The organism is Capnocytophaga sp. G1920 (assembly GCF_051417515.1).
The window spans coordinates 68571-81266 of sequence record NZ_JBPRKH010000010.1 but is presented as its reverse complement, the minus strand read 5'-3'; the positions used below and the strand labels follow the sequence as shown (position 1 = coordinate 81266).

10 protein-coding genes are annotated in these 12696 nt (G+C 39.6%); 3 read left to right on the top strand and 7 right to left on the bottom strand.

Features of this window, described 5'->3' with window-relative positions; translation table 11 throughout:
• The 5 genes from ACSQ7D_RS07375 to ACSQ7D_RS07355 all read right to left on the bottom strand — a co-directional run bounded on the left by ACSQ7D_RS07375 (position 1) and on the right by ACSQ7D_RS07355 (position 4217).
• Positions 1-759: a carboxypeptidase-like regulatory domain-containing protein gene (locus tag ACSQ7D_RS07375; protein WP_009421677.1), complete on the bottom strand. Its 759-nt coding sequence runs from the start codon at positions 757-759 to the stop codon at positions 1-3.
• A 72-nt stretch (positions 760-831) separates the two neighbouring features.
• Entirely contained in the window at positions 832-2124 is a 1293-nt protein-coding gene (eno, locus tag ACSQ7D_RS07370) for a phosphopyruvate hydratase (RefSeq protein ID WP_016479086.1), read from the bottom strand.
• 90 nt (positions 2125-2214) lie between these two features.
• Positions 2215-2685: a DinB family protein gene (locus ACSQ7D_RS07365; protein WP_048745922.1), complete on the bottom strand. Its 471-nt coding sequence runs from the start codon at positions 2683-2685 to the stop codon at positions 2215-2217.
• A gap of 116 nt (positions 2686-2801) precedes the next feature.
• Positions 2802-3902, bottom strand: a complete 1101-nt coding sequence (carA, locus tag ACSQ7D_RS07360) for a glutamine-hydrolyzing carbamoyl-phosphate synthase small subunit (protein ID WP_437135790.1) — start codon at positions 3900-3902, stop codon at positions 2802-2804.
• Positions 3903-4031: 129 nt separating this feature from the next.
• Positions 4032-4217, bottom strand: coding sequence for a hypothetical protein (locus tag ACSQ7D_RS07355; protein ID WP_437135789.1), 186 nt, complete (start codon positions 4215-4217; stop codon positions 4032-4034).
• Positions 4218-4501: 284 nt separating this feature from the next.
• Between ACSQ7D_RS07355 and ACSQ7D_RS07350 the strand changes: the two genes are divergently transcribed.
• Positions 4502-5641, top strand: a complete 1140-nt coding sequence (locus ACSQ7D_RS07350) for a TlpA family protein disulfide reductase (RefSeq protein WP_437135788.1) — start codon at positions 4502-4504, stop codon at positions 5639-5641.
• Positions 5642-5669: 28 nt separating this feature from the next.
• Positions 5670-6926: a hypothetical protein gene (locus ACSQ7D_RS07345; protein ID WP_437135787.1), complete on the top strand. Its 1257-nt coding sequence runs from the start codon at positions 5670-5672 to the stop codon at positions 6924-6926.
• Between the two features lie 160 nt (positions 6927-7086).
• Here ACSQ7D_RS07345 and metK read toward each other — a convergent pair whose 3' ends face one another.
• Together metK and ACSQ7D_RS07335 are read right to left on the bottom strand one after the other, a co-directional pair.
• On the bottom strand, positions 7087-8340 hold the full coding sequence (metK, locus tag ACSQ7D_RS07340; protein ID WP_009418001.1) for a methionine adenosyltransferase: 1254 nt from the start codon (positions 8338-8340) through the stop codon (positions 7087-7089).
• Between the two features lie 277 nt (positions 8341-8617).
• Positions 8618-9157, bottom strand: coding sequence for a hypothetical protein (locus ACSQ7D_RS07335; RefSeq protein WP_437135786.1), 540 nt, complete (start codon positions 9155-9157; stop codon positions 8618-8620).
• A 482-nt stretch (positions 9158-9639) separates the two neighbouring features.
• Between ACSQ7D_RS07335 and ACSQ7D_RS07330 the strand changes: the two genes are divergently transcribed.
• The gene (locus ACSQ7D_RS07330) at positions 9640-12696 is read left to right on the top strand and encodes a SusC/RagA family TonB-linked outer membrane protein (RefSeq protein WP_437135785.1); all 3057 of its coding nucleotides are present in this window, start codon (positions 9640-9642) and stop codon (positions 12694-12696) included.

Here is a 12696-nt window from a genome sequence, read left to right as displayed (position 1 = left end):
TTATTTTTTCTTGTGTAAAACCCTATATTCTTCGTAACACTGACTGATGGCTTCAAGCACTTGCAGGTCGTTTGCCGTCATTATAAAATCGTTAGAATAGTTGCAAGAGCGAATGATATCTTCTAATTCACTACGGTCTACTTGCAAAAGTTCTAATAGGGTTTCGCGGTCGTAACGGGTGGAAAGAGCATCGCTCAATTCGTTGTCTTTGCGCATCTCTCTCAGTTTGCGCATTTCTTTCCCTTTGGCGCCAAACGAGCGACTCAGCAAGTCGGCAGGGTTCATTACAGCACTTAGCACTCTACCCACAGCACTTGCACTAGCTCTACTTTCATAACCTATATCTAACCCCGAAATACTATAACGCGTATTGTCATTGATAGGTGCATTTTTAGCGTCAATATCCAAATAGCCTGTAAGTTTATAAGGAGTTACAACCACTTCTTGTAAAGTATAAGCAAGCTCTGTCATTCCTATTTTCAACCCTTGATATTTTATCATATCGTTTGTTATGCGTATCTTGGTAGATTTATACCCTAAAAAAGAAATGTATAGCGTGTCGTTAGCACTTACTCTGATACTAAAATCACCTTTGTCATTGGTAGTAGTACCTCTTACTTTATTGAGGTTCAAGATGTGTACATTAGGCATTGGTTTATTGTTTTGCACACTGTAAATATGTCCATGCAACACTGTTTCCTGAGCTACAAGTGTCGTCACACATAAAAACATACAAAACCATAATATCTTCTTCATCATACTTACTTCTTTTAAGGGTAAAAAAATAGGTGTTCGAGGAGTGCCCTCGAACACCCTAATCATATTAAAACATTAGTTCTTTACATTGAAGGCTTTTTCTTTGGGATAGTAAGCTACTGAACCCAAAGATTCTTCGATGCGGAGTAATTGGTTGTACTTCGCCATACGGTCAGAACGTGAAGCCGAACCTGTTTTGATTTGTCCGGTGTTCAAAGCTACTGCCAAGTCGGCAATAGTGTTGTCTTCTGTTTCTCCTGAACGGTGAGACATTACGGCAGTATAACCAGCGCGGTTTGCCATATCTACGGCTGCGATAGTTTCAGACAAAGTACCGATTTGGTTTACTTTGATGAGAATAGAGTTGGCAATACCTTTGGCAATACCTCTTTCAAGGATAGATACGTTAGTAACGAACAAATCGTCACCTACCAATTGTACTTTTTTGCCCAATTTGTCAGTAAGGAGTTTCCATCCGTCCCAGTCGTTTTGATCCATACCGTCTTCGATAGAGATGATAGGGTATTTAGCTACCAATTCTGCCAAGTACTCAGCTTGTTCAGCTGAAGTACGTACTTTACCTTTAGCACCTTCAAAGATAGTATAATCGTATTTGCCATTTTTGTAGAACTCAGAAGAAGCACAGTCTAAGGCGATTTTGATATCTTCACCCCATTTGTAGCCTGCTTCTTTTACAGCTTCTTTAATAGAATCGAGAGCGTCTTCGATGTCTTTAAAGTTAGGAGCAAAACCTCCTTCATCACCTACGGCAGTGCTCAATCCTTTTTTGTGCAATACCTTTTTAAGGTTGTGGAACACTTCTGAACCCATTTGGATAGCTTGTGAAAAGTTCTTAGCGTTCACAGGCATAATCATAAACTCTTGGAAAGCGATAGGCGCATCGGAGTGTGCCCCAGCGTTGATGATGTTCATCATTGGTACAGGCAAAGTGTGAGCACTTACCCCACCTACATAACGATACAAAGGCAAACCGAGTTCTTCAGCAGCGGCTCTTGCTACTGCCAATGATACTCCAAGAATAGCGTTAGCTCCTAATTTAGATTTGTTAGGAGTACCGTCGAGCTCAATCATTGTTTTGTCGATAAGGTTTTGTTCGAAAACGTCCATACCTACGATTTCTTCTGCGATGATATCGTTTACATTAGCAACGGCTTTGAGTACGCCTTTACCCATATAACTTTTACCACCGTCGCGCAATTCAACGGCTTCGTATTCACCTGTCGATGCTCCTGATGGAACAGCAGCTCTACCAAGGAAACCATTCTCGGTCATTACATCTACTTCTACGGTTGGATTTCCTCTTGAATCCAAAATCTGACGTGCGTGCACGCTTACAATAATACTCATATATTTTGTTATTTAATTATTTACTTTGTTTAGGGGTTAGGGATATCGGACTTATCTGACTTTATAATGCTAATTGTCAATTGTCAATTATCAATTGTTAAAGCTTTCTCTTCCCCAAAAGAAAGGCGGTTCAATACCCAAAGCGCGGAGGTAGGTATACCCTTGTCCGCGGTGGTGACTCTCGTTTTCAATGAAGTATAATATCCATTGGGCAAAGCTGAAAGTCATTTGATAAATAGTAAATGGTTGGGTATAATCACCTACTTTTTGCCATTCACGGTCGAGAATTTCAGTAGCTCTATCCCACAAAGCCAATACTTCCGCTTTGGTAGTAGGAAAGGCTCCTTCTAAGAAAAGCGTGTGTTGCTCCTGAAATCTTTCTTTAAAAAGATAGTCCATAACTCTCAAAAACTCTTCTACCATTCCTGAAAACGGACGCAAGTTTGCAATGTTGAACTCAAAGAGGTCTTTCTCGGGAAAAGCCTCAATCACCTTACGGGTGAGGGCACGTACATCTTTTAAATTAGTGAGCAATGCTTCGGGTGTAAGTAATTCTTTCATATTAATTGTTAGTGTTTAGTCCTTAGTTTTTAGCCTATATTTTATACTCTTCTTATCCTTTTCACGGCTTGTCCCTCTTCGGGGGTTCGGGGGTAATTTTCTAATTTTCACATTTTCTAATTCTCCAATTGCTTCACAAATTGGTCAAACAAATACGTCGCATCATTAGGACCAGGTGCGGCTTCAGGGTGATACTGCACACTGAAACACTTCTTGCCTTTCACTCGTAAACCCATCACAGTATTGTCGTTTAGGTGGGTATGCGTGATTTCCACATTAGGATTAGCTTCTGCCTCTGCTCTATTCACAGCAAACCCGTGATTCTGAGAGGTAATCTCGTCCTTACCTGTAAGCAAATTCTTCACAGGGTGATTTATACCACGGTGACCGTTGTACATTTTGTAAGTGCTAATGCCGTTTGCCAGTGCAATAATCTGATGTCCTAAGCAGATACCGAAAATAGGCAAATCTTCTGCTATCATCTGCTTTACTTGGGCAATCACCTCGGTGAGTGGCTCTGGGTCGCCAGGCCCATTAGACAAGAAATAGCCATTGGGGTTCCACGCTTTAAGCTCAGCCAAAGGTGTGTTGTACGGAAATACTTTGATGTACATATCACGGGCTGCTAAGTTGCGCAAGATATTTTTCTTGATGCCGAAATCGAGTGCTGCTACTTTGTACTTCGCTTCTGGATTGCCAAAAAAATAAGGTTCAGTAACCGACACTTTCGATGCCAATTCTAAACCTTTCATATTAGGAATCTCATTTAAGCGAGCTTTGAGCAGTGCTAAATCGTCAGTTTCTGTGGAAATAACAGCGTTCATCGAGCCATTATCACGAATATAACTCACCAAAGCGCGAGTATCTACTTCACAAATGGCTACCAAGTGGTTACGGTCTAAAAAGTCTTTCAAGGTTTCCTCGGCAACAGCACGGGAGGCATCATAACTAAAATTTCTACATACCAGCCCTGCAATTTTCATACCATTCGATTCGTTGTCGTCTTCACAGATACCGTAATTGCCGATATGAGCATTGGTCATCACCATAATCTGACCAAAGTACGAAGGGTCAGTAAATATTTCCTGATAGCCCGTCATACCCGTATTGAAACACACTTCGCCAAAAGCAGTACCTTCATAGCCAACGCTTTTACCATAAAAGGCAGTGCCATCAGCAAGGAGTAATACCGCTTTTTTCTTTTGTTGATACTTCATTGTGCTATTTCCTTAAATTGAGTGCAAAGGTACAAAATATTTTTGAAATATAAATAATCAATGATATTTTTTAGCCTAAACCTATTAAAATTATTTCAATATTACCCTGAAATACAATCAATATACATCTTATCTCCACCTTATCTTCATCTTATCTCCATTCATTGTTCGTTCATTGTTCGTCTTTTGTTCGTTGTAGAGCCACTGTAGAGCCACTGTAGAGCCACTGTAGAGCCACTGTAGAGCCACTGTAGAGCTACTGTAGAGCCACTGTAGAGCTACTGTAGAGCTACTGTAGAGCCACTGAAAGACCACTCATTGTTCGTCTTTTGTTCGTTCATTGTTCGTCATTTGTTCGTCTCACTTTTCCGTTACAACACTCCCTCTACTTGGGAGAGGGTTGGGGAGAGGATATTTTGTTCGTTCTTTGTTCATTTGCCCGTGTGGCTCACACCGCTTTTGTCATTCGTCATTCGTCATTCGTCATTCGTCATTAATCATTAACCATTAATCATTAACCATTATTTAAATATTCATAAAAAAAGTTCCTATTTCCAAAAAAATATTATACCTTTGTCATTATTTTAAATTCTAAAGCTATGAAACAACTATTTATTGCATTTCTCATTGTGTTAGGATTGAGTGCTTGTACCAATCCTGAAGAAGCTATAAAAGCGTATCAGCAACAAAAGGAAGCTATAGGGTTGCAAACTCCCGAAAAGCAAAATGAACTTTTAGGGCAGAACCCCGTTGCTTTTCAGCAGAACCTACAAGCGATAAGTAAACAATGCGCTGAGGTGTTAGCTAACGCTAAAGGATTACCTTCTGATTTTATAGTTAAAGAAGAGAAAGAGAATCAATACGAACTCTTGTCTCTTACTTCTGCTTATTTACTAAATCATCGCAAATATACCGAAGAAGAAGCTCCTGCTATCAAAGCCTTGGAAGAATCTCTTAAAGATGTAGATTTAGATAACGCTACCGATTTCGATGCGTATAATGCTTATAAAACCTTAGTGCATAATTGCTTCCAACTGAAAATCTATCGCTATCAAGTGCAATATGAGTTCAACGACCCGTGGGGTAAGATTTTAGCCGATTTCAATACGCTCAAATCACAAAATATTAAAGAAGACCTCACCCCTTTGCTCATCGAAGGCGTATCGGCAACCTCGGCTGAGACTACCAATGAACAGATTATAGCCTTAGTGCAAAAGGCAGTAAAAGATAACGAACTGTTAAACGCTCTTTCAGGACGCATTGCTACAGTAAACCGACTTAAAGCAGGACAACCTTTCCCTCTTTTTAAAGGTCTTACCGACTTGAACGATAAAGAAGTGAAATATGAGAGTTTACCCCTCAAAGGCAAATTGCTATTTGTAGATATATGGGCTACTTATTGCCCTGATTGCCGTAAAGAGTTGCCCGCCTTAGAAGCCTTACAGCAATCCTATAAAGGTAAGCCTATTGTCTTTCTCAGTATTTCAGTAGACCGTGATAAAGAGGCGTGGAAAGAGATGGTAAAGAATGATAAACTAAGTGGTATTCATCTGTATACCACCCCAGAAGTGAAAGATACTTATAAGTTTTTGTACGACTTGCGAAGTATCCCTCGCTATATGCTTATCGATGCGCAGGGTAATATCATCAACAGCAATGCACCAATGCCTTCCGATGAGAATTTAAAGAAACTCATAGATACCCATTTGATGGCTATTAACAATCCCAAAGCCAAGTAACTTTTTTAAACCATAAACATAACATAAAATGAAAAGAATTCTATTTTTAGTAGCTTTATTGATGGCAATTCCTGCCTCAGCTCAGTTGCTTCGTCATAATTTCGACGAAGAAGGCGACACTTTTATTCAAGGTATTGTACGTGGACAGTTTTGGGCTCGTCTTACCGAAACAAACCCTGGTACTACCGTACAAGGTGAACCTGCCGATAAGGTATTCGACCTTTCTGTACGGCGTTATCGCTTAGGCTTCTTCGCCCAAGTAGAAAAGAAATGGTTGTTCTATATCCTAATGGGAAATAATAATCTCAACCAAAGTACCCTCCAAAGCTCCGATTTCCGTCTGCTTGACGTGCTCGGTCAGTATACTTTTAGCGAAAAATTGAGCATTGGGGTAGCCAAGACCACCTTTGCAGGAGCTGGGCGCTTTTCCAACGCTTTCTCTAACGGCTCTATGCTCACTCTCGACCCTTCCGTTTATTATCTTAACACCCTTAATCATTTCGATGATATGGGGCGTAGGATAGGTGTTTACGCCAAAGGTCAGTTAGGAAAGATTGATTATTTTGTGTCTTTGCAAAATTCACCTGCCCCCTCTGATAATGTTCGTACAGCTTTTAATTATAGCAAAGGGCAACCCAAAGTGCTTACTTCCTCTTACCTAAAATATGAGTTTTGGGACGATGAGAGCAACAAATTGCCTACTAGCGGAGGTAATGGCACTTATTTAGGAACTAAACACATAATGAATCTCGGTATTGGCTATGAATATCAAGCTAAAATGAGAGAAATTACTGATGGAACTAATACTTCCTATCGCGATTACTTCAATTTAGGAATCGACTTCTTTATAGATACTCCTATTTCTGAACGCAACGACGCTATTACCGCTTATTTAGGCTTTAACAGCACTCATTTTGGTAGTGATTATGTAAGAAGTGTGGGTGCTAATAGCATTTTTGGAGGAGGAACCTCTCTTAATGGGGCTGGCAATGCTACTCCCGCCATAGGTACAGGTAGTACCTTATTCTTGCAATTAGGCTATTTGCTCCCTAAATGGGAAAATTGTAATATCCGTGTACAACCCAATGCAGGCTGGCGATTTGCTAACTATAAAGCCCTCAACAGCAACGTGAATATCTATTCAGTAGGCGTGAATACTTATTTTAACGGACAAAAGAGCAAACTCTCCTTCGGCTATGAGAACCGCCCTATCTTCGATGCTACTGATAAAAAGGTAAGTACTCGCTTAGGTACTTTTGTATTGCAATACCAAATAGAGCTTTAAGAGAGAATATTGGATAGTGAAAAGTCGTTTTTCTATCATATATTCTCCCTTCTAACTATTTAATTTGCATTGTATATCACCTTCTAAAAAATTAAAGAAGGCTGTCTGTTTTCTATCAGACAGCCTTCTTTATATTAATATTAACATTAACTGCTAATCATTAATCATTAAAAAAAGTGTTTTTTACTTTCTCTACAAAGTCTAACTTTTCCCAAGTAAAAAGCTCTACTTCTATCGTTTTTGTCTTGTGATAAGGAGACGAGAACACTTTGGTTACCACCTTAGGTGTACGTCCCATATGTCCGTAAGATGCTGTTTCGCTATAGATAGGATTGCGTAGTTTCAAGCGTTGTTCTATATCATACGGACGCAAAGGGAAGATTTCTTGTATCTTCTTCGCTATTTCACCATCGGTGAGGTTTACCTTAGCTGTACCATAAGTATTTACGTACACGCCCGTAGGTTCGGCTACCCCTATGGCGTAACTCACTTGCACCAATATCTCATCGGCTACTCCTGCGGCTACTAAGTTCTTAGCGATGTGTCGCATAGCATAAGCTGCACTGCGGTCTACCTTGCTTGGGTCTTTGCCGGAGAAAGCGCCTCCGCCGTGAGCTCCTTTACCGCCATACGTATCTACGATGATTTTACGACCAGTTAAGCCCGTATCGCCGTGAGGGCCTCCTATCACGAAGATACCCGTAGGGTTGATGTGGTAAATAATCTTGTCGTCAAAGAATGGCGCATATTGAGGATACTTTTTAATCACACGCGGTATGAGAATGTTCACAATGTCTTCTTTTATCTTTTGAAGCATCTTCTTTTCCGTGTCGAATTCGTCGTGTTGGGTAGAAATCACAATCGTATTTACGCGCACCGGTTTGTTATCATCGCTGTATTCAAGGGTTACTTGGCTTTTCGCATCGGGGCGTAAATAGGTAATCTCTTTGTTTTCACGACGTAAATCGGCTAATTCTCTCAGCAAAGCGTGCGAGAGGTCTAAGGCAAGAGGCATATAGTTTTCGGTTTCGTTTACCGCATAACCAAACATCATTCCTTGGTCGCCAGCCCCTTGTTCTTCGGGGTTACCGCGGTCTACCCCCTGATTGATATCGGGCGATTGTTCGTGAATTGCCGAAAGCACACCACACGATTTGGCTTCAAACATATAGTCGCTTTTAGTATAGCCAATTTTCTCAATCACGTTGCGCGCAATTTGCTGTACATCTATGTAGGTGTTCGATTTTACTTCCCCAGCCAATATTACCTGACCGGTAGTAACTAAAGTCTCGCACGCCACCTTCGAATGAGGGTCGAAAGCAAGAAAGTTGTCGATTAGAGCATCGCTTATTTGGTCTGCGATTTTGTCGGGGTGTCCTTCAGAAACGGACTCAGAGGTGAATAAATATCCCATTGGTAATTATGATTTAGTAGAGGACGCAATTGTAAAGAAGAATGGGGAACCGACGTGAAAAGCAAGTAAAGATTACTGTTTTAGCATTTTTCGGGGAGTACCCCAAGAGGTTGCAATCAGTACAAATTTGTCCTCTTGTTATGTTTTTCGGTGCAAAGGTATAAAATAATTATAAATGAACAATTATAAATAAATAAATTTCTCTACTGTTCATTCGCTCACACCTGTTTGTCGTGCTAATTGCCTGTGTGGCTCGCACTTCACTGTGTGGCTCACACTAAAGTCCTATCACTATCCCAACACTCGGTATAAAACCACTGCTGAAAACACTTTTGTCCTTCTTGTAGAGCACATTGTAGCTCACACCTATCTGTATATACACATTACCCCCCACATTTTGCATATAACCAGCTCCCACATACAAGGCGTCTTCCTCAGTATTGTATTTGTAATTGGTGCTTTTATGCTTCTGAGAGATAAAATAATGCTGATAAGAACTACTCACATACGCCACCCTACCTATGTAATAGGTTAAAGCAGGACCTACGCCCACTAACAAACTGCGGTAGTATTCCGAGTTTTGAAAAGAACCATTCACCACAGCAGCAAGCTCTAAATCCTCAGTGATTTTGTACCCCAAGCGTGGCGATATATCAATCCCCAATCCATAAGTAGAGTAGCCAATGCCTATATTTCCCCCATAAGTCCAAGGGTTAGGACGGCTGTTTTGGTAATCAGGGTCTAAAATGTTAGGACTTTGTGACCAAGCTAAGTGGCTCATAACAAGGAGTGTGATAGCTGATAAAAAGTGCTTCATATTCATATGTTTATATTTTTCGGCAAAGATAATAAATAATTACAAATAGCCAAATCTTACCTTATCAATAAGCAATGGCGTATTTTTCTATAAGATAACACTTTTTTAGAAAAACCAATAACAGAACATAAGTGTAACTACCTTATAGCGCTCAACCAAGGTGTACAAAGGCTTTCAGTAACATTCCTATATCTATCGTCCAAGATTCGTTCAAGCTTCCTATAAGCTTCCTATAAGCTCCATATAAAATTTTTTTTACCCAAAAAAACGCTCATAAAAAATATATTCATCACATTTTCAGTATATAAACTCTCAAAGTTCTAAAAACACCATTTTGTCAATAAAGAGGCTATGAAACATATTAATTTTCTGTTTTAGAGTATATTTTTAGAAAAATATTCTAAAAGAGGAATCTCTTTTTTCTTTTGTTTGTTTTTCTCATTTTTTTTTAGAAAACTTTGCACTGAAAAATAAAGCGATTTATGAATTTGAAAAATTTATTAGTTTTTGTAGGTATTTTCCTTTGGGTATTACCTTCCTTAGCGCAAAATGTAACGATTAAGGGCTCGGTGAAAGACACGAAGGGTGAACCTATGATGGGCGCTTTTGTCTTTATAAAAGGCACCCAACACGGTACTTCTACTGACTTTGATGGCAACTATACTCTCAATGCCCAAGTAGGCGATGTACTCAAATATTCATTCTTGGGAATGAAATCCGTCGAAAAGAAAGTAACGGCAGGTGTAACCCAAATAGATATCGTCCTTCAAGACGATATTCAGCAATTAGAGGGTACAGTGGTAACTGGCTATGGAGGAAAAAAAATAGCCAGTCGCACGGTGGCTTCGGTAGCTACTGTAAAAGGCAAAGATTTTGCCGAAACTCCTAATGCTAATATCACCGATGCGCTACAAGGTAAAGTGGCAGGTATGGTGGTAACTACCGAGTCGGGAAGACCAGGAGCAAGCTCTTCGGTACTCATTCACGGGCTCAATACGTTTATGTCAGTTTTTGATAAGACGATAGTCTCAGAACCTTTGTATATAATAGATGGTGCCCCTGTAAGTGGCGATATAATGACGATGTATAACCCTACCGATATAGAGAGCGTAACAGTACTCAAAGACGCTGCTTCTACTTCTATCTATGGAGCTCGTGCTGCCAATGGGGTGATTTTAATTACTACCAAAAGAGGTAAACGCAATGAGCGCACTCATATTACTATTAATCATCAGTTGGGCTTCTCAATGCGCACCAATGTAACTCGCAAATTCTTTGATAATATGGCCAGCCCACAAGAGTATATGGACTTTTGGGTAAAAAAAGACCCCAATGCTATTGTAGCTTTCGGTAGGCGTTCGGGCTACACTCAAACTACGGCAAGAGCTATCGCCGATAGTATCTTGGCGGCAAATCCTTATAATACACGTTGGGATAAAGTTTTCTTTCGCGATTTTGCTCCTATCTCACGTACCGATGTGTCTATTTCGGGAGGAAGTAATACTACTTCTTATTACATTTCGTTGGGCTACTTAGACCAACAGGGTATAAAGGCGCGTTCGGACTACAAACGCTATAATCTCAATACTAATTTAGACACACAAATAACCGATTGGCTTAAAGCAGGACTTTCAATCTCCTTAGGAACTACCACTGCCGAAGGAGTATCGAATGCTGGTAGTGAAACCGATATATTGTCGCTTCCTATTTATTCTCCCAAAGAGAGCGATGGGAAGAGAAAAAATTACATTCCTTCTTTTATTAATCGTCAAAATGGCTTTTTTCACCCTGATTATATGGCTGAAAAATACCCTTCTATTGATTATACTGAGGATATATTGCCCATAGGGTATTTATTAATAGAACCTATCAAGAACTTAACATTTAAAAGCCAAGTAGGGATACAGTATAATGTAAACGAAACAGAAAGTAAAGGGCCTCTGCCTTCTTATATAGATTATCGTTATAGTAATGATAGTAGCAAAACGGTAGCACAAACCTTTCGCTATCTCAATAAATACATACAGCGTACTTATACTAACCTATTGCAATACAAGTGGAATATAAAGAACGTACACGATTTTGACTTTTTATTGGGGCAAGAATCTATCGAAACGCTGTGGCGCTCGTTCAACGCATCGTCTAAGGGGCAACCTTCTGATGCTTTATCAATGCTCAGCCACGGAACTAAAGAATATAATGTAGGAGATAGTCAGTCTGAATCAGGATTTAATTCCTATTTTACTCGCTTAGAATACTCTTATAAATACCGTTATTTTATAGACCTATCAGCACGCCGTGATGGTTCATCGGCTTTCGGCTCAAATAATCGCTATGCCAATTTCTGGGCGATAGGAGGGATGTGGAAACTCAAAGAAGAGAAGTTTTTGCAAAAGGTAAATTGGCTTACCAGCTTAGATTTGCGTTTTAGCACTGGTATTTCGGGCAACTCTTCTATTGGTGATTATCGCAATAGAACTTTGGTAGATGCTTCAAAATTATATAAGCAAACCCCAGGTTATTTTATTGCAATGCTCGGTAATCCCGATATTATGTGGGAAGAACAACAGAAAACAACACTCGGCTTGCATATCGGTATCGCCAAAGGTACTACTATCAATTTTGAAGTGTATGAGCGCAATACCCATAAAACTCTTGCACAACGTTATATAAACTCAGCGTCGGGCTTTACTTCTATTCCGGATAATATAGGTGATATGCAAAATAGAGGTTTTGACCTTACTATTTCAACGATTGCATATAGAAGTAAGAACAATGATTTTAGCATACGTCCTTATTTCAATATGAATTACAATGAACAGAAGGTAACCTCGCTATTCTTGAGCAAAGATAATTTTGTAAATAGACTTTTTAATAATGGATATAGGCTAAATGAACCATTACAATGGGCATTGCCAATATTTAAGGGTATCAATAAAGACGGAGATGCCGAATGGTATCAACGAAACGAAGATAACCCTATGATACAACAAAAAGACGACTCCAAAGTTACGACCCAATTCAGTGAAGACCTAATACAAACTACAGGTAAGAAAATGTTTGCACCTATCAATGGTGGTTTTGGGCTAAGTGCTACTTATAAGAATGTATCACTCGATTTGGCATTTTCTTATGCTTTGGGCAAATGGCTCATCAATGAAGACCGATACTATACTTTAAACCAAAGCACTTTTGGAGGTAAGAATTTCAATAGAGAATTGTTTAACTATTGGAAACAAGAAGGTGATGATACAGAGTTGCCTAAACTCAGTAGTGCTTATTATATGCGCAAAGATACTCGCTTACTCGAAAATGCTTCTTATATGCGCTTGAAGAGTATAAGTTTAAGTTATGCGCTTCCTCAGGAGGTAATAGACCAAATGAGATTCTTTTCAGGAGTGCGCCTATATGCATCGGCACGTAATATTTTCACCATTACCAAATATTCAGGAGCCGACCCTGAGTTTTCTAATACGTTATCAAGAGGAGGTTATCCGCCTGCTCGTCAATTTACTATAGGTGTAGAACTTAAATTCTAA

Bases quoted from the DNA above. Each gene is read 5' to 3' on its own strand.
- ACSQ7D_RS07375 (WP_009421677.1), bottom strand. From the start codon at position 759: ATGATGAAGAAGATATTATGGTTTTGTATGTTTTTATGTGTGACGACA.
- eno (WP_016479086.1), bottom strand. From the start codon at position 2,124: ATGAGTATTATTGTAAGCGTGCACGCACGTCAGATTTTGGATTCAAGA.
- ACSQ7D_RS07365 (WP_048745922.1), bottom strand. From the start codon at position 2,685: ATGAAAGAATTACTTACACCCGAAGCATTGCTCACTAATTTAAAAGAT.
- carA (WP_437135790.1), bottom strand. From the start codon at position 3,902: ATGAAGTATCAACAAAAGAAAAAAGCGGTATTACTCCTTGCTGATGGC.
- ACSQ7D_RS07350 (WP_437135788.1), top strand. From the start codon at position 4,502: ATGAAACAACTATTTATTGCATTTCTCATTGTGTTAGGATTGAGTGCT.
- ACSQ7D_RS07345 (WP_437135787.1), top strand. From the start codon at position 5,670: ATGAAAAGAATTCTATTTTTAGTAGCTTTATTGATGGCAATTCCTGCC.
- metK (WP_009418001.1), bottom strand. From the start codon at position 8,340: ATGGGATATTTATTCACCTCTGAGTCCGTTTCTGAAGGACACCCCGAC.
- ACSQ7D_RS07335 (WP_437135786.1), bottom strand. From the start codon at position 9,157: ATGAAGCACTTTTTATCAGCTATCACACTCCTTGTTATGAGCCACTTA.
- ACSQ7D_RS07330 (WP_437135785.1), top strand. From the start codon at position 9,640: ATGAATTTGAAAAATTTATTAGTTTTTGTAGGTATTTTCCTTTGGGTA.